The sequence below is a fragment of the Streptomyces sp. NPDC111520 genome (assembly GCF_055635295.1).
Window position 1 is genome coordinate 322044 of record NZ_JBVKBW010000003.1, and the last position, 20047, is coordinate 342090.

General features: G+C 73.3%; 18 protein-coding genes and 1 pseudogene. 9 read left to right on the forward strand and 10 right to left on the reverse strand.

The features are described from left to right. The first annotated feature begins 113 nt into the window (after positions 1-113). Genes ACZ7MY_RS08875 through ACZ7MY_RS08885 form a run of 3 tightly spaced genes read left to right on the forward strand, consistent with a single transcriptional unit; the run spans position 114 to position 2941 of the window. Positions 114-323: a ferredoxin gene (locus ACZ7MY_RS08875; protein WP_499600585.1), complete on the forward strand. Its 210-nt coding sequence runs from the start codon at positions 114-116 to the stop codon at positions 321-323. Next, complete coding sequence (locus tag ACZ7MY_RS08880) at positions 313-1680, forward strand: NAD(P)/FAD-dependent oxidoreductase (protein WP_499600586.1); 1368 nt, start codon at positions 313-315, stop codon at positions 1678-1680. Before ACZ7MY_RS08875 ends, ACZ7MY_RS08880 begins: the two co-directional genes overlap by 11 nt. A 55-nt stretch (positions 1681-1735) precedes the next feature. Then, positions 1736-2941, forward strand: a complete 1206-nt coding sequence (locus ACZ7MY_RS08885; protein WP_499600587.1) for a cytochrome P450 — start codon at positions 1736-1738, stop codon at positions 2939-2941. Positions 2942-3074: 133 nt separating this feature from the next. Here ACZ7MY_RS08885 and ACZ7MY_RS08890 read toward each other — a convergent pair. Both ACZ7MY_RS08890 and ACZ7MY_RS08895 read right to left on the reverse strand, forming a co-directional pair. After that, positions 3075-3725, reverse strand: a pseudogene (locus ACZ7MY_RS08890) (MmyB family transcriptional regulator); the annotation flags it as partial. Positions 3726-3876: 151 nt separating this feature from the next. Then, positions 3877-4425, reverse strand: coding sequence for a CGNR zinc finger domain-containing protein (locus ACZ7MY_RS08895; RefSeq protein ID WP_499600588.1), 549 nt, complete (start codon positions 4423-4425; stop codon positions 3877-3879). 114 nt (positions 4426-4539) lie between these two features. Between ACZ7MY_RS08895 and ACZ7MY_RS08900 the strand changes: the two genes are divergently transcribed. After that, on the forward strand, positions 4540-4965 hold the full coding sequence (locus tag ACZ7MY_RS08900; RefSeq protein ID WP_499600589.1) for a hypothetical protein: 426 nt from the start codon (positions 4540-4542) through the stop codon (positions 4963-4965). A gap of 197 nt (positions 4966-5162) precedes the next feature. Beyond that, complete coding sequence (locus ACZ7MY_RS08905) at positions 5163-6746, forward strand: hypothetical protein (protein ID WP_499600590.1); 1584 nt, start codon at positions 5163-5165, stop codon at positions 6744-6746. A gap of 80 nt (positions 6747-6826) precedes the next feature. Here the strand turns inward: ACZ7MY_RS08905 and ACZ7MY_RS08910 are convergent, their stop codons facing one another. Next, on the reverse strand, positions 6827-7516 hold the full coding sequence (locus ACZ7MY_RS08910; protein ID WP_499600591.1) for a TIGR04222 domain-containing membrane protein: 690 nt from the start codon (positions 7514-7516) through the stop codon (positions 6827-6829). A gap of 137 nt (positions 7517-7653) precedes the next feature. Then, entirely contained in the window at positions 7654-8058 is a 405-nt protein-coding gene (locus tag ACZ7MY_RS08915; protein WP_499600592.1) for a MerR family transcriptional regulator, read from the reverse strand. Between the two features lie 341 nt (positions 8059-8399). On the opposite strand from ACZ7MY_RS08915, the gene ACZ7MY_RS08920 reads away from it, so the two are divergent. Continuing rightward, positions 8400-9893 carry a SulP family inorganic anion transporter gene (locus ACZ7MY_RS08920; RefSeq protein ID WP_499600593.1) on the forward strand — a complete coding sequence of 498 codons (1494 nt, stop codon included), beginning with the start codon at positions 8400-8402 and terminating at the stop codon, positions 9891-9893. 263 nt (positions 9894-10156) lie between these two features. After that, positions 10157-10810, forward strand: a complete 654-nt coding sequence (locus ACZ7MY_RS08925) for an aggregation-promoting factor C-terminal-like domain-containing protein (RefSeq protein WP_499600594.1) — start codon at positions 10157-10159, stop codon at positions 10808-10810. A gap of 79 nt (positions 10811-10889) precedes the next feature. Here ACZ7MY_RS08925 and ACZ7MY_RS08930 read toward each other — a convergent pair whose 3' ends face one another. Beyond that, positions 10890-11273: a VOC family protein gene (locus tag ACZ7MY_RS08930; protein WP_499600595.1), complete on the reverse strand. Its 384-nt coding sequence runs from the start codon at positions 11271-11273 to the stop codon at positions 10890-10892. Between the two features lie 206 nt (positions 11274-11479). Further along, on the reverse strand, positions 11480-13690 hold the full coding sequence (locus tag ACZ7MY_RS08935; protein WP_499600934.1) for a HelD family protein: 2211 nt from the start codon (positions 13688-13690) through the stop codon (positions 11480-11482). 505 nt (positions 13691-14195) lie between these two features. Between ACZ7MY_RS08935 and ACZ7MY_RS08940 the strand changes: the two genes are divergently transcribed. Beyond that, a complete protein-coding gene (locus ACZ7MY_RS08940; protein WP_499600596.1) occupies positions 14196-15299 on the forward strand; it encodes a hypothetical protein in 1104 nt (367 codons plus the stop codon). 148 nt (positions 15300-15447) lie between these two features. Here the strand turns inward: ACZ7MY_RS08940 and ACZ7MY_RS08945 are convergent, their stop codons facing one another. Further along, positions 15448-17562, reverse strand: coding sequence for a DUF1996 domain-containing protein (locus ACZ7MY_RS08945; RefSeq protein ID WP_499600597.1), 2115 nt, complete (start codon positions 17560-17562; stop codon positions 15448-15450). A 248-nt stretch (positions 17563-17810) separates the two neighbouring features. Further along, complete coding sequence (locus ACZ7MY_RS08950; RefSeq protein ID WP_499600598.1) at positions 17811-18371, reverse strand: AMIN-like domain-containing (lipo)protein; 561 nt, start codon at positions 18369-18371, stop codon at positions 17811-17813. Positions 18372-18435: 64 nt separating this feature from the next. Here ACZ7MY_RS08950 and ACZ7MY_RS08955 point away from each other — a divergent pair, with 64 nt between their 5' ends. Next, positions 18436-18771 carry a hypothetical protein gene (locus ACZ7MY_RS08955; protein WP_499600599.1) on the forward strand — a complete coding sequence of 112 codons (336 nt, stop codon included), beginning with the start codon at positions 18436-18438 and terminating at the stop codon, positions 18769-18771. Positions 18772-18809: 38 nt separating this feature from the next. Here the strand turns inward: ACZ7MY_RS08955 and ACZ7MY_RS08960 are convergent, their stop codons facing one another. Both ACZ7MY_RS08960 and ACZ7MY_RS08965 read right to left on the reverse strand, forming a co-directional pair. Next, positions 18810-19586 (reverse strand): hypothetical protein, encoded by a 777-nt coding sequence (locus tag ACZ7MY_RS08960; protein ID WP_499600600.1) that lies wholly within the window; start codon positions 19584-19586, stop codon positions 18810-18812. Between the two features lie 196 nt (positions 19587-19782). Next, positions 19783-19977 (reverse strand): hypothetical protein, encoded by a 195-nt coding sequence (locus ACZ7MY_RS08965; RefSeq protein WP_499600601.1) that lies wholly within the window; start codon positions 19975-19977, stop codon positions 19783-19785. Between the last annotated feature and the right edge of the window lie 70 nt (positions 19978-20047).

Consider the following 20047-nt stretch of genomic DNA (forward strand, 5'->3'; position numbering starts at 1 on the left):
GCCCGCGCGGGGCCGCATCCCGGCGGAGTAGCCGGGCGCGCGCCGCCGCCCCGCAGGGCTTACCAATGGAGGGACGAGGCAGGACACCCGGGGGCCGGAGAAAGTGGCTGGGCATGCGCGTTGTCGTCGATCTCACCCGTTGCCAGGGCTATGCGCAGTGCGTGTTCCTCGCGCCCGACGTGTTCGAACTGCACGGCCCGGAGGCACTGCTGTACAACCCGGCGGTCCCCGAGGACCAGTACGCACGCGTGCGCCAGGCCGCCGCGGCGTGCCCGGTCCAGGCGATCCTGGTGGGCGAGGGGGTGAGCGCCGGTGCCCGGTGACCTCCGTGAGGGGCGGATCGTCGTCGTCGGCGCGTCCCTGGCCGGCCTGAGGGCCGCCGAGGCGCTGCGCGAGAAGGGCTTCACCGGTTCGCTGACCGTGGTCGGGGACGAGCCCCACCCGCCGTACGACCGGCCTCCGCTGTCCAAGCACGTGCTGCTCGGCAAGGGGCGGGCGGACGCCACCGGGCTGCCGATGCGCCGTGATCCGGAGGCGGAGTGGCGGCTGGGCGTGCCCGCCACCGGGCTGGACGCGGTGGGCAAGCGGGTCCTGCTGGGCGACGGCTCGTCGCTCCCGTTCGACCGGCTGCTGATCGCGACCGGTACGCGGGCGCGGCCCTGGCCGGTTCCCGAGGAGGCGGCCCTCGACGGGGTGTTCACGCTGCGCACCAGCGACGACGCCGCGGGGCTGGCCGAGCGGCTGGCGGCCGGGCCGCGCCGGGTGCTGGTGATCGGGGCGGGCTTCACCGGTTCGGAGATCGCGTCGGTGTGCCGGGAGCGGGGTCTGGAGGTCACGGTCACCGAGCGCGGGCCCGCCCCGCTGGTGGGCGCGCTCGGCGGGACGCTGTCGAAGCTCGCGGCCGCCATGCAGCGGGCGCACGGCGTGGACCTGCGCTGCGGCGTGACCGTCACCTCGTTGCGCGGCAACGGCAGGTTCACCGGCGCGGACCTGTCGGACGGCACCCGTGTCGACGCCGACGTGTGCGTCGTCGCCATGGGCGCGGTGCGCAACGTGGAGTGGCTCGCGGAGTCGGGCCTGGCCGCGGATCCGCGCGGGATCGCCTGCGACGCGGGCTGCCGGGCGTTCGACATGTACGGCATCGTCACGGACGACGTGTTCGTGGCCGGCGACGTCTCACGCTTCCCGCACCCGCTGTACGAGTACCAGTTGCTCTCCCTCGAGCACTGGCGCAACGCGGTGGACCAGGCCGAGGTTGCCGCGCACAACATGATCAGTCCCGGACCGCAGCGGCGTCCGCACCTCGCGGTCCCGACGTTCTGGTCGAGCCAGTTCGGCCACAACATCAAGTCGGTGGGGGTCCCGACCTTCTCCGACGAGGTGGTCGTCGCCCAGGGTTCGCTGGACGAGCGGCGTCTGGTCATGGTCTACGGCTACCGCGGCCGGGTGACCGCCGCGGTCACGGTCGACATGGCCAAGTCGCTGGAGTACTACGAGCGCCTCATCGAGGCGGCCGCCCCGTTCCCGCCCCCGCCGGGGGCCGCGGACCGGCGTGCGGCGGCCGAGGTCCCGCTCCCCTCCGACGTGCCGGACCCGAGCAGGCTCTCGCACGGTCCCACCGTCGCGCTCACCGGGTACCTGCCGGACCGGCGGCTGGTACTGGCGCGGCCCACCGGGTGACCCGCCCCCCGCCCATCCGGCAGGACCCCACGAGGACCGACGAGGAGCCACCCGCATGACCGCCGAGACCCTGCTGGAACGCATCACCGACTACGCCAGCCGCCCCGACCCGTACCCGCTGTACGCGGAACTCCGCGAGGCCGGGCCCGTGGTGCGGCAGGCGGACGGCAGCTACCTGGTCGGCACGTACCACGAGGTCGTGGGCCTGCTCCACGACCCGAGGCTCAGCGCGGACCCCCGCAACCGCACCACGCCGGCCGCGGAGGCGGTGGAGGAGACACGGCACCTGCCGTTCCTGCGGCTGGACGACCCCGAGCACCACCGGCTGCGCACCCTGGCCATGCGGCCGTTCGGCCCGCCCCGAAGCCCCGGCCGGGTCGACGCCATGCGCGGCGAGATCACCCGGGTCACCCGGGAACTTGTCGACGGGCTCCGGGGCCGCGAACACGTCGACATCGTCGACGACCTCGCCTATCCCCTGCCGGTCACGGTCATCTGCCGGCTGCTGGGTGTCCCGCGCGAGGACGAGCCCCGGTTCCGGGAGTGGACCGACGGGCTCGTCGCCTCCGCCGACATCAGTCCCGGCGAGGACAGCGCCGCGCGGGCCGAGGCGGGCCGCCAGGCCCGGATCGCGATGGGCGCCTATCTGCTCGGTCTCGCGGAGGAGCGCCGCGGCCGGCCCACCGGCGACCTGCTCTCGGACTTCGTCAACGAGCCCGATCCGCAGCTGCGGCTCACCGACGAGGAGCTGGCGGTGACCGCGATCCTGCTGCTCATCGCGGGGCACGAGACCACGGTCAACCTGATCACCAACGGTGTGCTCACGCTGCTGCGCCACCCGGACCAGCTGGAACGGCTCCGCCAGGAGCCCGAACTGATGCCGGAGACGGTGGAGGAGCTGCTGCGGTACGAGCCGCCGGTGCACCTGCGCGAGCGCGTCCCGCTGGCCGACGTGGAGATCGCGGGCACCGTCATCCCGAAGGGGACGTCGGTGATCCTCGCGCTCGCCTCGGGCAGCCGCGACCCGCTGCGCTTCAAGGACCCCGAGCGGTTCGACCTCGCCCGCAAGGACAACGAGCACATCGGCTTCGGCAGCGGCGTCCACTTCTGCTACGGCGCCCCGCTCGCCCGCATCGAGGCCCAGACGGCGCTCGGCGCGCTCCTGCCCGGCCTCGGCACGGCGACCCTTCTGCAGGACCCGCCGCCCTACCGCCGGAACGCCATGCTGCGCGGGCCCCGTCACCTCCTCGTCGGCTTCTGAGGCCGGCCGGGCGGCCCCCTCCCCCACGGCCGCACCGGACCCGGGCAGCAATTCCGCGGCGCGCCGGAATTCGCGCGGCATCGCGCCGTAGCGGCACATGGAATTTCCGTGCCACGACGCATTGTCGGTGGCACGCGTGCGTGGCGTCCGTGCCCCAACTGACCAGCAGGCGCAGCGACTCGGCGGAGAGCGAACCCGGCTCGGCGTGGAAGGTCACGAGGGTCACGTCGGGGTCGTCCGCGAGCCGGAACTGCTCGAAGTTCAACTGGAGCTCGCCGGCCAGCGGGTGGTGCAGGCGCTTGACGCCGTGGCTCTTCTCCTTGACGTTGTGCAGTGCCCACAGGCGACGGAACTCCTCGCTCTTGACGGAGAGTTCACCGACAAGGGCGGACAGCTGGGGGTCGTCGGGGTAGCAGCCGGCGTCCATGCGCAGCCCGCACACGACGTCGATCGCCTTCTGCTGCCAGTCGGCGAACAGATCGCATTACTCGGGACGGAGGAACACCAGCCGCGCCCAGTTGCGCTCGCTCGCGGGCAGCTCCGACCAGTCGCCGAAGAGGGCGGCCGCCGCCCGGTTCCAGGCGAGGATGTCGGAGCGCCGTCCGACGAGGTAGGCCGGGACGCCCTCCAGCGAGTCCAGGAGCTGCCACAGCGCCGACCGGGCCTGCGGCTGCCGCGCCGCGGGCTTCTTCTTGTGCGCCTTCGGCTTCGCCAGGTGCGCGAGCTGGGCCAGTTCCTCACGGCGCAGGCCGGGCACCCTGCGGTGCCGCCCGGCGTCTTCCAGAGCCCGGCGCGCGTCGCCGTCGGTGACGGCCAGAACGGACGGGAGCAGGCCCTCGTCGCCGCGCCTCCACGGTCACGTGCACCCGTACACCTCCGGCGGGCCCCGCCGACCGGATCACCCGGGGGCCGCCGCGCGGCGGCCCCGGCCCGTCTCAGGCCGTCGTCGTGGTGCGGTGGCGGGCGCGGAAGGCGGCGGCCTTGACGCGGTTGCCGCAGGTCCGCATCGCGCACCATTCGCGGCGCCGGCCACGGGAACGGTCCAGGTAGACCTGGGTGCACTCGGGGCGGGCGCACTCGCGCAGCAGGGCCGCCTCGTCGCCGATGATCCCGACCGCCTCGCGGGCGAGGGCGGCGAGGCCCTGCGCGGCGGACCCGGAACGGCTCGTGCCGTCGGCGGCGAGCTGCGTCACGACGGGAGTGCGGGCGGCGTGGCGGTTGACCGCGGCGACGGCGCCGGCGGGCAGCGCGGCGCCGTCGAGCCGGGCCTCGACCAGGGTGTAGATCGACTCCCGCAGTTCCACGGCGGCCGCGAGGTCCGCGGCGTCGGCGCCGGGCTCGTGGTCGAGCATCCCGGACTCGGTGAACCAGGCGTCGAGGAGTCCGGGCGTGGCGAGCATTTCCGTGGGCACCGCGTTGCGTCGCGCGCGCAGCGTGCCCAGGAAGTCGAGGGCGAGCGTCCCGCAGGGAAAGGCATGTTTCACATCACCATCCTAGCCGGTGACCCTCATTTCGTCACTTGCTTGACAGGTGACTTCTCCCCGTGGGACGGTCGTAACCGTTCGAAACGGTTACTTCTTGATGTGGGGGACGCCGCAATGGCTGTCGTTCGTTTTCACCTGACCTCCTCGCTCAGCCCGTCCGAGGCGCTGGCCGTGCTCACCGACTTCGGGCCCGCGCGGGCCCGGAACTGGCCCACCATCGACGCCGGGCACCTGACCGTCCACGCGATCGGCGACACCTGGGCCGAGGTGACCGAGGGCACCGCGTCCGCGTGGGAGCGGGCGCGCTACGACTGGGACGCCGAGCAGGGCCGGGTCACCATCGCCACGCACGACTCGAAGGTGTTCGGGCCCGGCGGCGGATGGGTCTTCCGGATGACCCCCGAGGGGGAGGGCAGCCGGGTCGACGTCGAACTCACCCGCACCCCCGGCACGCTCAAGGGCAAGGTGCTCGCGAGCCTGCTCCCCCTCGCGGCCGGGTCGCTCCGCAAGTCCTACCGGCAGCCCTTCAAGGCCGTCTGACCCACGGCCGCACGGCCGGTCGGCGAGCGGCCGCCGACCGGCCCCCGGGCCTCGGCCACCGGCCCCCGGGTCCGGCCCGGCCGCAGCGCGGCCCCGCGACCGATCCCGCCCCTCGAACTCACTGTCGGGAAGCGGATACCGTCCGTACACTGTCACGTTGCAGGCATGCGGGCAGTGTTGACCGGGGGGGAGCCGCCATGTCCGAGCAACCGCACGGCGCCACATACGGATACGGCTACGGTTACGGGCCGGGTTACGTCCCGCCCATGCCCTCCAGCCCGCCCCCCGCACCACCGGACGGACTGCGGGCGGCGGCGGTCGGTCTGCTCAACCTCAGCGGCCTCGGCCTCGGCTACGCCCTGACCCGGCGCTGGGTGCCCATGGTCGTGTGCTGGTTCGCGACCGGCCTCCTGCTGCTGGTGGCACTGCCCGCGGACCCGGACGGCGTGCCCGTCGGCCTGGTCGTCGGCTACCTGGTCCTCCTCCTGGCGGCGGCCGTCCACGGCGCCGTGGTCGGGCTGCGCACCCGTCTGGTGTGGCCCGCGGGCTCCCCCCTGGCGATCGCCCTCGGCCTGGTGCTGCTGGCCGTTCCGGCCGGCGGTGTCGTGCTGTACGACACGGCCCGCGACGAGGCCAAGGAGCAGGCGCTCCTCGGCCGCCTCGACCAGGCCGACCAGTTGGTGCGGGCCGCCGGGGCCAGATCCTTCGAGATGGCCGAGTCCGACTACCGCAAGGCCTTGCGCGAGTACCGGGACATCAGGTCCGGCCACCCGGACTCCCGGGCCGCCGCGCGGGTCCCCGACCGCCTGAAGACGTACTACACCACCGTCGGCGCCGCCTACGACCGGCAGGACTTCTGCGCGGCGATCCCCGCGCTGACGTACCTGCGAACGGTCCCCGGCACCATCGGCAAGCAGCCGCTCGGCACGCTCGCCACGTGGCCCGACGACCGCCTGGCCACCTCGCTCTACGAGTGCGGCGCGCAGCGGCTGGACAACCAGGACTCCGACTGGACGGGGAACCTCGGCGAACTCGTCCGCAGCTTCCCCGACTCGGAGCAGGCCGCGAAGGTCGCACCGGCCGTCGACTCGGCCGTGGACAAGGCCGCGAAGGACGTCGGCGGCTCCGACCCCTGCGCCGCCGTCGAGCGGCTCCGCGCCCTGGGCACCCAGGCCGGGGGCCTGAACACGGGCGGCGGGGACATCGGTGACGCGGTCGCCGCCTCCGCCGCCCGGGCCGGGAGGAGCGCCGACTCCGGCGTGTACTCCTGCGGCGTCGACCAGTACAAGGAGGGCGACTTCGACGAGGCGCGGGGGACGATGAACACGTTCGTCGCCAAGAACAAGAGCGCCGGGAACCGCGCGCTCGCCAAGAAGTTCGCCATTGCGGCGGAGGTCGCGGACGCGATCCCGGCGGCGGGCAAGCGGCTGCCCACGCTGGCCTCCGGCGGCAGCATCTCGGTCACGATCAAGAACGACAGCCCCAACCCGATCACGGTGCTCTACACCGGACCGGTGACCGGCAGCATCACCCTCAAGGCCTGCCGGGGCTGCACCTCGTACGACCTGCTCACTCCCTCGTTCGGGGGGTCCAGGCCCTGCCAGGACAGCAGCAGGAACTACCCCCAGCGCACCATCCGGCTGCCCGTGGGCACCACGTACTTCCTGCACAAGTCGACCTCGTCGGACGGATCGAGCCCCGCGTCCGACACGGCCAGGCTCAAGTCCGGCTACATCTACACCGAGTGCGCCTACACGACGAAGTCCGCCTTCGGCTTCTGATCCGGGACGGGACCCGGCGGGGGTCCCGGCGGGTCTCCCGGCAGGAGTAGCCTGCCGGGTCCCGCCCGCCGTCGGCGGCGTCAGTCCGAACCCCCGCCCCCACCGCCGCAGCCGAAGCCCCCGCCGGAGTGGCCGCCGGAGTGGCCGCTGTCACCGCTGTGAGCGCCGCCGTCGGTGCCGTCCCAGCCCGCGCCCCCGTCGTCGGCGCGCCAGCGCAGGAACTCGTGCCGGCCGAACGGGAACAGGCCCTCGTCCGCGACCGCTCCCCGGCCGATCAGCCCGGCCTCGGCGGTGAACGCCGGGACGAGCGCGGTCAGCGCCGGGTCACCGTGGAGCGCGACGGCGAGCAGGACGTCGGCCTCCGCGAGCCCCGCGCGGTCCTCGGGCACCGGCGTGTTCCGCCGCAGTTCGGCGACGTAACGGCGGGCGGCCCGGGTCGGGCTCGCGCGCACCAGCCGCAGCAGCCCCGCCCCGGCCAGCTCGGCCCGCATCCGCGACAGCGCCTTCCGCACGACCGCGCGGCCGAGCAGTTCCCTGATCCCCGCCGGCCGGTACAGCCCCACGCGTACCGCCTTCTCCAGCGGATGGCGGTGCGGCGGCGGGTCGGCCTGCTCCGGGGAGGGCTCCCGGCGCAGGGTGCCCGGCCGTCCGGACTCGACGGCGCCGCGCAGGTGCAGCGCCACCACGGCGACCGTCACGGCGGCTCTGGGGCCCCCGCGCAGCATCGCGATCTCGTGCGGTTCCAGCCGGACCGCCGTCGCCTCGTCCATGGCCTCTCCCCCCGTGCCTCTGCCGGGTACGTGCCCGCCGCCGGGGGTGGTCGAAGCCTCCGCGAGCCGGGTTCAGAGGGGGATTTGAGGGTGCCGTAGCGGGCGTACGGCCGCTGGTGTAGGCGCGACGGCCCCGCTCAGGGCCGACCGGGTCCGGACAGGCGGGCGCGGAGCGTGGCGGCGAAGTCCTCGGCGCGGGACAGCTGCACACGCAGTTCCTCGATCTTGCCCGCCGCCTCCCGCTCGTAGGCACGGACGCGGTCCAGCAGCGCCTCGCGCTCGGCACCACCGGGCGGGTCGGCTGCGTCGAGACGGTCGACGGCGTCGAGCAGGTCGCGCATCTGGTCCAGGGTGAAGCCGAGCGGCTTCATGCGGCGGATCACCATCAGCCGCGCGACGTCGGTCTCGGTGTAGAGCCGGAACCCGCCCTGGGAGCGGGCGGAGGGCGTGACCAGACCGGTCTCCTCGTAGTGCCGGATGGTGCGCAGGGACAGCCCGGTCCGAGCCGCGACCTCACCGATCTGCATGTGCCCGCCGTCCACGACCGTCGCCCCGCCCTTTCCGTGCCCGCCGATCCCTACCCTAACGTCAGGGTAGAGTTGCGTGGCGCGGACCCGGTGGGTCCGCGCACTGCCGAGCCGGGGCCGACGACGCCCCCGGCGGAGACCTCGAACCGTGCGGGAGACCCACGTGGCCGCGTCCATGGTCACGGGCGCCGCCGCCTGCCCGCCCTGACGGTCCGATGACGCGCGTCGGGCCGTGCCCCGCGTGCCGCTCGTCCGGCGACCCGGCCGCCCGGGAGTGCCGTCCCGTTGTCCGCGCCCTTCCCGCGCTCCCCCGCCGTCCACGGGGGCGTGCCCGAGCACGACAGGTACCCGTTCCCTTGTCCTCTCCCACCGCACTGCTGCGTCGCGCCCCGCGCCCCGACTGGCTCACCGATCCGAAGGTGTGGCGCACCGAGGTGCTGGCCGGTCTGGTGGTCGCCCTCGCGCTGATCCCCGAGGCCATCTCGTTCTCGGTCATCGCCGGGGTCGACCCCGCGATCGGCCTGTTCGCCTCCTTCACCATGGCGGTGACCATCTCCGTCGTCGGGGGACGCCGCGCCATGATCTCGGCCGCGACCGGGGCCGTGGCCCTGGTCATCGGTCCCCTCAACCGCGAGCACGGGCTCGGCTACCTCGTCGCCGCCGTCATCCTCGCCGGCGTCTTCCAGATCGTCCTGGGAGCGCTCGGGGTGGCCAAGCTCATGCGGTTCGTGCCGCGCTCGGTGATGGTCGGCTTCGTCAACGCCCTCGCCGTCCTGATCTTCCTGGCCCAGGTCCCGGAGATGCACGACGTGCACTGGGCGGTCTACCCGCTCATCGCGGCGGGCCTGGCGCTCATGGTGTTCTTCCCCAAGGTCACCAAGGTGGTCCCGGCCCCACTGGTGTCCATCGTGACCCTGACCGTCGTCACGGTCGCCGCCGGCATCGCGGTGCCGACCGTGGGCGACAAGGGCGCCCTGCCGTCCTCGCTGCCGGTGCCCGGTCTGCCCGACGTGCCGTTCACCGTGGACACCCTCACCACCATCGCCCCCTACGCGCTGGCGATGGCGCTGGTCGGACTGATGGAGTCGCTGATGACGGCCAAGCTCGTCGACGACATCACCGACACCCGCTCCTCCAAGACCCGCGAGTCCATCGGGCAGGGCATCGCCAACATCGTCACGGGCCTCTTCGGCGGCATGGGCGGCTGCGCCATGATCGGCCAGACGATGATCAACGTGAAGGTCTCCGGCGCCCGCACCCGGCTGTCCACCTTCCTCGCCGGCGCGTTCCTGATGGTGCTGTGCATCGTCTTCGGCCCGGTCGTCTCCGACATCCCCATGGCCGCCCTGGTCGCGGTGATGGTGATGGTCTCCTTCGCGACGTTCGACTGGCACTCCGTCGCGCCGAGGACGCTGCGCCGGATGCCGGCCGGGGAGATCGGCGTCATGGCCGTCACCGTCGTGGTGGTGGTCGCCACCTCCAACCTGGCCATCGGCGTGGTCGTCGGTTCCCTGACCGCCATGGTCGTCTTCGCCCGGCGGGTCGCCCACCTCGCGGACGTCACCGCCGTCGTCGACCCCGACGGCACGAGCGTCGTCTACTCCGTGACCGGTGAGCTCTTCTTCGCCTCCTCCAACGACCTGGTGGGCCGCTTCCACTACGCCACCGATCCGGACAGGGTCGTCGTCGACCTGTCCGCCGCGCACATCTGGGACGCGTCCTCCGTCGCCGCGCTCGACGCGGTCGAGACGAAGTACGCCCAGCGCGGCAAGAAGGTCGAGATCGTCGGCCTGGACCGGCCCAGCGCCGCGCTCCACGGCAGGCTCACCGGCGAACTCGCCGGCCACTGAACGCCACTGAAGGCCGCTGCGGGCGGCAGGTCGTGGCGGCCGGTACGGGGGAGGGCGCCGGTGCCGATGATGCGCGTGTAAGGAAATGTGCCAGGGGAATTGCCTTGGGGCGTCCCCCTACGGCAGGCTGTCGCTCCAGTCAGGCCCTGCCCTCGGCACACCGGTACGTACGCGCGAACACCGTTGCGCGGCAACGGAGTCGGCGGCGGGGGCACGATCGTGTCCGGGAGTCCACCGAACGGGCCACGCTGGAAGGAAACCGTGTGAGCCGGATCTCGGTCCGGGGGATCGCGGTGGCTTCGGCCACGGCGGTCACCTCCGTGGGCGCCGTCGTCGGTGTCGCGTCGAGCAGCCAGGCGAGCGTGCAGCCCGTCGCCGCCACCGACTCCACCGTCCTCGCGGACATACCCGCCGGCCAGCGGGTCCAGCAGGCGTCGCTGACGCAACAGGTGCAGGCGCAGTCCGACGCCGCGGACGTCGGCACCCGGCAGGCCGCGGAGCAGGCCGCCCGCAAACAGGCCGCCAAGGACGCCACCGCCCGCAAGGCCGCGGCGGCGAAGGCCGAGGCCGACCGCAAGGCCAAGGCGGCCGCCAAGGCCGCACTCGTGGTGAAGGCCTCGTACACGGTCGCCGAGGTCCAGGCGATGGCGCAGGCCATCATCGGCGACGCGTCGCAGTACCAGTGCTTCTCCAACATCGTCGGCCACGAGAGCGGCTGGGACTACACCGCGACGAACTCCTCCTCCGGCGCCTACGGCCTCGTCCAGGCCCTGCCCGGCTCGAAGATGGCCTCCGCGGGCGCCGACTGGCGCACCAACCCCGGAACGCAGGTCAAGTGGGGCCTGAAGTACATGAACAGCCGCTACGGCAGCCCCTGCGGCGCCTGGTCGTTCTGGCAGAACAACAGCTGGTACTGACCTACCGTCCGGTCGCTGTCGCCTTCGCCGCCGGCCTGCGCTCGCGCGAGGCCGGCGGGCGGGGCGGTCGTCGCCCGGTCTACGCGTCGTCGCGGCACAGGCAGAAGGGGTGGCCGGCCGGGTCGAGGAGCACCCTGACGTGCTCCTGCGGCTGGAACTCCGCGACGGTGGCGCCCAGGGCGACCGCCTCGGCGACCGCCGAGTCCAGGTCGCCGACCTGGAAGTCGAAGTGCATCATCGGCCGCTGCTCGCCGTCGGCCGGCGGCCACACCGGGGCCCGGTAGCCCTCCGCCTGCTGGAACACGAAGAACGGTCCCTGCGGCGAGGCGGCCACGATGGCCGTTCCCGGCTCTTCGTGCCCGATGTGCCAATCGAGGAGCTCCGCGTAGAACCGCGCCAGACCGCCGGGGTCCGGCGCTTCGACCGTCGTCCCCCACCACATGCCGCCCGTTCGAGATCGCATGCCTGAGCCTATCCGGGACCCCCGCACACGGGCACCCGCCCGGAGGCACCGGATCTGGTTCCTCCGGGCGGGCCCCGTACGGGAGTTCGGCCCGCCCGCGGCGGCGAGGCCGGAGGGGATCGGCGTCCACGTACCCGGTGCGACGCCACCGCACCGTACGGGGACGCTCCGGAGGCCCCCGGCACGAGCCGGGGGCGTCCCGGGGGTCAGCGCAGCGACTCGGGCAGGGTCTCGCGGTGGACGATGCCCAGGCGCTGGGTGGCGCGGGTCAGGGCCACGTACAGGTCGCTGGTCCCGAAGCGGGCCGGTTCCACGACGAGGACGTGGTCGAACTCGAGCCCCTTGGCCTCGCGGGGGCCGAGCAGCACCACGGGCCGCGTGAGATCGGGCTCGGCGCCGGGCGTGATGCCGTCGAGCGGGGCGGCGATCTCCTCGTGCAGCGCGCGCGGCGCGATCACCGCGAGGCGCCCCCGCGCCGGGGTCAGCTCCGCGACGGCCAGCGCCACCGCGCCGGCCAGGTCCGCGCCGGCGTGCCGCGTCCACGGCTTCTCACCGGTGGAGCGCACCGACCGGGGCGGCTCGAAGGCGGGGTCCTCGACGCGTACCACCTGCGCGGCCAGATCCATGATCTCCGCGGGCGTACGGTAGTTGACGCCCAGCCGCACGTGCTCGAAGCGGTCGCCGACGTACGGCTCGAGGATCTTCTCCCACGATCCGACGCCCGCCTCCTCGGAGGTCTGCGCCGGATCGCCGACCAGGGTCAGCGAACGGGTCGGGGAACGGCGCATCAGCAGGCGCCACGCCATCGGCGACAACTCCTGCGCCTCGTCGACGATGATGTGCCCGAACGCCCAGGTCCGGTCGGCGGCGGCCCGTTCGGCGGCGCTGCGGTGGTCGGCCTCCTCCTGCCGGTCCGCCATCCGTTCGGCGTCGATGATGTCGTGGGCGGCCAGGACCTCGGACTCCGCGTCCTCGAACTCGAAGGACTCCGAGCCCCTGGACACCTCCAGGACGCCCTGCGCGTAGGCGATCTGCTCCTGTCGCTCGGCCTCGGCGGCGGCCCGCGCTGCGCTGTCGTCGACGCCGAGCAGTTCGGCCGCCTCGTCCAGGAGCGGCACGTCGGCCGGGGTCCACTCGCCCTCGCCCGGGGCGCGGCGGATCGCCTCGGCGTCCGCGTCCGGCAGGTACACCGGCGCGGCCAGGTAGTCGGCGAGGAAGTCCTGCGGGGTGAGCATCGGCCACAGCTCCGCGACGGCCGCCCGTACCTCCGCGCTGGAGGCGACGCCCTTGCCGAGCTGCGCGATGTCGTCCGGGCCGAGGAAGTTGGGGCCGCCGTAGGGGTCCGCGCCGATGCGGTCGGCGAGTTGTGCGGTGAGGGCGTCGATGACGTGGAACGCGAAGTACGGCCGGGCCAGGTTGTGCGGCAGGCGCGTCTGGCGGGCGGCGTCCCGGGCCTGGTAGGCGATCTCCCAGTCCAGGACGAGTTCGCCGTCGTCGTGCGGGATGACCACCGGCGCGCCGGGCTCGGGCAGCGCCTGGCGGTCGCGGACTGCCAGCGCCAGCGCCTCGGCCATGTCCGCGGCGCCCTTGACGGCCGCCGCGCGCGGGCTGTCGGTGCCCCGGGCGTGGACGCCCGGGAACAGCTCGGCCTGCGTGGCGAGCATGACGCCGGTCTCACCGAGGGCGGGCAGCACCTCGCCGATGTAGCTCAGGAAGGCCGGGTTGGGGCCGACGATGAGGACCGCGCGCTTGGCCAGCAGCTCGCGCTGCTCGTACAGCAGGAAGGCCGCCCGGTGCAGGGCGACCGCGGTCTTGCCGGTGCCGGGACCGCCCTCGACGACGAGGACGCCGCGGTGCGGGGCGCGGATGATGCGGTCCTGGTCGGCCTGGATGGTCCGTACGATGTCGGCCATGCGGCCGGTCCGGGCCGAGTTGAGGGCGGCGAGCAGCACGGCGTCGCCCGTGCGGTCCTCGAAGCCGGTGCGGTCGCCGTCCTCGAGGTCGAGGACCTCGTCGTGCAGCTCGGTGACCCGGCGGCCCTCGGTGGTGATGTGCCGGCGCCGGCGCAGGCCCATGGGCGTGTGGCCGGTGGCGACGTAGAACGGCCGGGCGACCGGTGCGCGCCAGTCGATCAGGAGGGGGGTGTGGTCGGTGTCGTCCTCCCGGATCCCGATGCGGCCGATGTGGTGCGCGGCGCCGTCGGTGAGGTCGATCCGGCCGAAGCACAGCGAGCCGTCGACCGCGTTGAGGGCCGCCAGCAGCCCGGACCGCTCGGCGACGAGGACGTCGCGCTCGAGACGGGCCTGCATGCCGTTGCCCACCGGGGACAGTGCGTCGTCCACGCGCTGGGCGGCGACCCCGCGCAGCGTGTCGACCCGCTCGTAGAGCCGGTCGATGAATTCCTGCTCCTTCTGCAGTTCGACGCTTTCGCGAGTTGACACATTCGCTCCCTGTCGGTTATGCTGTACCTGTTGGCCCCCGTTGAGGAGCCTTTTCTGTGCGCGCACAGAAACACTCAATATACGTGAGGAAATCCCCGTACCGCAATTGCGGTACGGGGATTTCTGCGTCCCCGGGGCGGTGCGGAGCCTGCGGCGCCGCGGGGATCGCGTGGCTGCCCGGGTGCCGCGTCCGGGCAGCCACGGCGGGCCGGCGCGGGCAGACGCGGGCGGCGGAAAGGAAAGGCAACAGAAAGGGGGGCGTCCGGCCGTCCGGTCCTTTCCGCTCTTACCGCGCTTTCCGGTCCCGGCTTTCGGCGCACCCGATGGACGGCGGCACGGCCCGGCGGATATCGCGCCGTCACGCCCCTCGGCGGGACATCAGAGGGCAGGCGTTCGCGGGGCCCACCCGCCCGGAAGGCCGGGGCCGGGTGCCCCTATGATCGACGCCCGCTGAACGAACGATCGAGCGGGGGGACGGGAGATGACACACCGGCGCGCGGCGATACCGGTCTTGACCGGGGGTTTGCTGCTCACGGCGCTGTTGTGGTGGGCCGGGGCGAGCGCGCACGCGCTGAACCTGCAGGGCGCCGTCGACGTGCTCGGCGGCCGGGCCGCCGCGGAACTCCAGGTCTGGCTGACCCCCTGGGCGTACGACCCGCCGGGCCGGGACCTGACGGGCGTCACGGCGACCGGAGGCGCCGACTACCTCACGCTCTACCGGACCGGGCTGCAGATCCGGTTCGTCGCGGTCTTCGCGTTCTTCGTGCCCGGCGCACTGCTCCTGCTGCGCAGGCTGCCCCCGGTGCACGGTCGACGGACCGCTGCTCTGCTCGCGGTGTGGGCGTGGGGCATGGTGGCCGGAACACTGGCGGTGACCGTCTCGGCACCGTGGCTGATCGCGTCGTACGGGCACGGCAGTTACCGCGTCCTGCCCCAGTTGGCGTCGCTGATCACCACGGGGCGGGAGGCCACCGCGGTGGCCTCGCTGTTCGCGGCGGCGGTCACCGTGCTCGTGGCGCGCGTCACCGCCGAGGACGCGGGCCCCCTCCCCCAGGCGGTCGTCCCGGCGCGTACGGGCCGCCTGGCCGCGACCGTGGGGACGGCGGTGATCGCGGTGTCCCTGGTGGTGCTGTCGTACCAGTCGGTCGCCGCCGCCATCCAGACGTACTCCCCGGGCATCGGGCTGCTGTCCGAGCCGGGTGAGCTGCTGCGCCAGTGGCTGCTCCTCGGCGCGTGGACGGCCCCGGTGGGCGGCATGCCGGCCGACTGGCTCCTGGCGCGCGCCGCCGACGTGCTGCGGCTCGTCGTCGTGTGGTGGCTGCTGCGACGACTGCCCGTGCTGCTGACGCGGGCCACGTTCCCGGCGATGGCACTGGGCGCGGTCTGCGCGACCGTCCTCGGGCTGGTCGCCTCGCAGTTGCTGCGGCTGGCGTTGGACGGGTCCGGCCTGCAGTGGCCGCCGCTGTTCCTCTCCGGCGGCCTGGTCGTCGGGATACCGGCCGCGCTGACCTTCGGCCTGACGGCGGGAGTGGCGGCGGCCGCCGTCCTGCGGGTCGCCGAACGCCAGGCGACGAAGGGCGTCTGACGGCGTCTCCGGCCGGCGTGTGGCCTGTGTCGTGGACGTGCACCGGCTCCGCGGGCACCCATGTGCCCGCGGAGCCGCTCACGCCCTCGGCGACCGGGCGGTGGCCCGGTCGCCGAGGGGTCTTCACTGCGGTTGCCCGGAACCCGGGCTAGAACGAACCGCTCTTCGCACGGCGGAGCAGGAGGAATCCTCCGATCGCCAGGACCGCTCCGAGGCCGGCCGGCCACAGGTTAGTCCCGGTGTCGGCCAGTCCGCCGTTGATCGCCTGCTGGCCGACCTGGCCCGCGGGGCTCGGGGCGTACGCGCCGGGAGTGGGGATTTGCTGCGCGGGCGCCGTCTGCTGCTCCTGCGGGTCCTGCTGCTGCCCGCTGTGGTGCTCGTGGCCGCCGGCGGGCGGGGCGGCGGTGTCGTCCTCGTCCGCCGGAGGCGTGGAGTCGGCCTTGGGCGTCACCGTGACGGGGGCGTCGGGGGTGTCGCCGCCTCCGTTCTGGCCGTCGTCCTGGCCGTCGTCCGGGGTGTCCGCCGGAGGCTCGTCCGTGCCGGGGTCGTCGTTCCCGCCGTTGCCAGGCTCCTCGCCGCCGGGGTTGTCGCTGCCTCCGTTGCCGGGGTTGTCGTTGCCCCCGTCGCCCGGGTTGTCGTTACCTCCGTTGCCGGGCTCCTCCTCGCCGGGGTTGTCGTTGCCTCCGTTGCCGGGGTTGTCGTTGCCCCCGTCGCCGGGCTCCTCCCCGCCGGGGTTGTCGTTCCCGCCGTTGCCGGGCTCCTCCGCACCGTCGTCGCCGGCACCGCAGGTGCGGCCCTGGTTGATGCAGTCGGCCACCTCCTGCATCAGGCCCTCGTCGAAGATGTTGATGAAGTCACCGTGGTCGGTCACCGGCTTGTGCAGGTTCTCCGGGAAGGAGTCCACCGCGAACAACGGCACCGTCTTGCCGCCGTCCTGGACGCTCGGCGCCTTGACGTCGTACACGATGCGCTGGACCAGCTGCGGGATGGCCTTGAAGCCCTGCGGGCAGTTGCCGCCCGCGTCGGCGAACGCCACGTGGGTGCGGTGGTTGGCGCTGTCGACGTTCTGTCCGTCCCAGCAGCTCTGGAAGCGGAAGGTGCGGACCACGTCGCTGCCGTCGGGGCAGAGCGGGTACTTCTCCTTCAGCTGCCGGTCCTCGTGACCCGTGCAGCTCCACGAGGCGTTGGCGTTGGCCGGCCCGTTGACGAACGCCTTGGCGTCACCGGTGATGATGCGCAGCAGGCGCGGCATCGGGGTGACCTTGCTGACGGGGTTGCCGACGAACGTGAGGGTGACCTCCTTGGGGGTCACGATCTTCCCGGCGTTGCCCTCGGTGCCGCCGCCGGGCGCCTGGGCGTCCCGTTCGACGGTGCCGTCCTGGACGCGCAGCACGGGCCAGTAGTACGACGACTTGTCGCCCTGGTCCTTGCAGCTCGTCTCGGCCTTGGCGAGGTCGTCGATGGTGGCCAGTCCGTTGTTGGACTGGTTGCCGACGTAGTCGTGGAAGTGGTGGGCGCCGTTGGTCACTCCGGGGGCGACGATGATGTTGTCGGAGTTGAACAGACCGTTGGCGTTGACACCGCACTCGGAGGAGAACGTGCCGGAAGAGGCGTCCGACGGCTGCGGGCCGCGCGGCGCGTTCGGGCTGATGCTCATGATGTCGGCGAAGTCCGCCACGACGGGGCCGTTGCCGCCCTGTCCGCCGCCGGCCTGTCCGCCACCCTGATCGCCGCCCTGGTTGCCCTGGCCGTTCTGGCCGTTCTGGCCGTTCTGGGCTCCGTCACCCGTGGAGGGCTGCGGGCTGCCCTGCTGCCCTTCTTGGCCCTCCTGGCCCTGCTGGCCCTCTTGCCCCTGCTGGTCCTCCGGGGCCGCGGTGGAGCGGACCGCCGTGCACCCCGCGAGGCCCTCGATTCCCTGCGGGGGATCGCCCACACGGTCGATCGCCTGCAGGATGCGTGCGATCGTCGCCGCCCGCTTGTCCTTCAGCGGGCCCAGGATCGCGTTGTCCACGAAGCCGGGGTCCTGCTGCTGGGCTGCCGAGGTGTCCTTCAGTCTCTGGTAGGCCTCGGCCGTCTGCTGGTCCAGCAGGGCGAGTTCCTTGTCGACCTCCTCCTTCGCCTGCTCGGGGACGGCGGTCAGTCCCGTGCCGACGTCCGGGCAGTCGATCGTGAACGCCTGGCCCGCGGAGGCCGTCTGAGCCGAATCCCCCTCGGTCGCCGAGGCGAACACGTTCGCCGTGACTAGGACACCGCCTCCCAGCATCAGGGCGACGGCTACAAAGGTGCCGCTACGTGTACCGGTAGCACGTCTGCGCGAATTGCGTACCAAGGAAACCCTCCTGCGCGCCTGATGATTGGCGGCCTGAACACGACAAGCCGTCGATACATACGGACGCCTCCCCCGGAGTGTTCAACCGCCCCAGGAATTCACAGGAGTTACTGTTCGCGGCCGGGTCCGCCCAGGCCGGGCCCGGTGGTCCCACGCCACCGGGCCCGGCCGGCGCGAGCGCCTCACCAGGTGTGGGCCACGTCGACCACCAGGCGGTCGGGCAGCTGGAACACCCGGAACGGCAACCGGGCCCTGACCCCCAGACCCACCTGCGTGTCACCCTCGAAGCTCGACGCGAACCTCGCGTCCCGGAAGGTCCGGTAGCCCGTCAGGTCGACGCCCGGCAGCGTCCGCCCCGCCCGGCCCGGGTAGGTCGCGGCGCCGGTCTGCGGGTCGTACGAGGGGGCGGCCACCCGGATCTCGATGATCGCCCCGCCGGAGACCGGTATGACCCGGCCCGAACCGTCCTGGTGGACGGCGTCGACGTACTGCACGGTGTAGCCGATCGCGTCCGTGCCGGCGGTGGGCACGTCGAACACCATGCGGTCGTAGCACTCGTGGCGGCCGGTCCTGATGTCGGTCAGCACCCCGAGGTCGGCGTCCGTCCCGGACTTCGGGAGGCTGCCCCAGCCCGTGGGGCACACGGCCGCGGGCGCCGCCGCTGCCGTGGGGGCCGCCGCGGCCACCCCCGCACCCGCCATCACCAGGGCGGCCAGTGCCACCCCGTATCGTTTCGCACGCATCGTTCCCCCTTGCATCGCGGCTCTTGTTCCCTTGCCATGTACGACATGCCGGTCAAGGGTTTGGTTGTGCGGGGGCGCCCCGGAACCGGCCTTTCCTCCCGCGCCCGCCGCGGCGGCGGGCGAGTGGGTCGGCGACGAGCCGCACCCGGGTCTGGTCGAGGTCCGTTTCACCGACGCCCACGGCCGGGGGTGGAGCTTCGTCGAGAAGTGCGCCGTCGTCTCCGGTGCCGACCTGTCGTCCGGCTCGGATTATCCGATCGAGACCGGCATCCTCTGCGACATCCTGAGCGGCGACGCCGCGGGCACCACGGGCACCGTGTCGATCTCCCTCGCTCCCTGGGGGCTGGAATCCGTCGACGGGCAGACCGAGTTCGACGTGTGGCCCGGCCAGTTGTCGTGAACCCCGGCTGCGGCCGTCGCCGTGACGCCGTGCGCGCGTCAGCCGTCGACGCGCGGGAACGCCGTGGTCAGCGCGTCCGTGACCGCGGTGAGGGTGGCGTCCGACGGGGCGCGCAGGCAGACGTCGACGCGTACTTCGAAGGGCTTGCCGTAGGCCGTCGAACGTCCGTGGCCCCAGGCCGTCAACTCCGTGTCGCCCAGGAGGATCCGGCAGCCCTTGCCCGCGGGTGACGGCTCGCCCACGCGGAGGGGGGTCGCCAGACCGGCCTTTCCCGTCGCGGCGGGCTGGAACTCCATCAGCACCCCGCCCTCCTCCAGCGCCTTCAGCGGCCGGCATGTGAGCAGTGCGCCGTCCGCGCCGTCCGGGCAGGAGCCGCCCGGGGGGCGGCTGAGGGGCTGCGAGGAGACGAATCCGGTGGCCCAGCCGTCGTCGCCGACGGACAGGCTGTCCCAGCCCCGCGGCACGGTCAGGGTCAGTGCGGTGTCGTCCAGGAGGCGGACCGTCGCCAGGGACCGCGTGGCGGCGGGCGTGGGCGTAGCGGCCGGGGGGACGCTCCGGCGGTCCGGCGCGGCGGCCGGTGAGTGGGCGTCACCCGGTGGCCGCGGTCCCGGTAGGAGGAGGACGCAGGCCACGACGGCGGTCAGTGCCGTGACCGCGCCGGCCGCCGTCGCGCGGCGCCGCCTGCGCTGTCGCACGCGCCGTCTGATCTGCCGCATGCGGTCGCCGGGGGTGGCGGGCCGCGGAACCCCGTCGCGCAGGAGGCGCCGCACGACCTCTTCCGTGTCGTGCCACTGCTCGTCAGGCGCGGCGCGCATGTTCCTCACTCCCCTCCACCCGCCGGGACGTCTGCGCGTCGGCCGGCGCCCCACGTACGTGCACCTCGGGATCCACCCCGGCAGGTCCTCTGCCGGACGAACCCCTCACCCCTCTTCCAACCGGCTGGCAGACGATTCGGTTGCCGCGGAACCCGGACAGCGCCCGGTCGGGGACGTCGCGGGGGACGTGTCGTTCCTAGGAGTCGGCCGCCATCAGGACGTACACGGACGCCAGGAGCGCGACCACGCAGACGACCGCCAGGACGACCAGCGCGCAGCCGATCACTCCCGTCACACCGGCCACCGCCCACCAGCCGAACCGTTCCGCCCGACCCGCCCGCCGGACGGCGTCCTCGTACTCGGTGTCGTCGTACCACCCGCGATCAGCCATGATCCCCCCTCGGGCGCACCCTACCGGCCGGGGCCGTTCCGGCACGTGGTGGGCCCCGCCGTATCCTCGT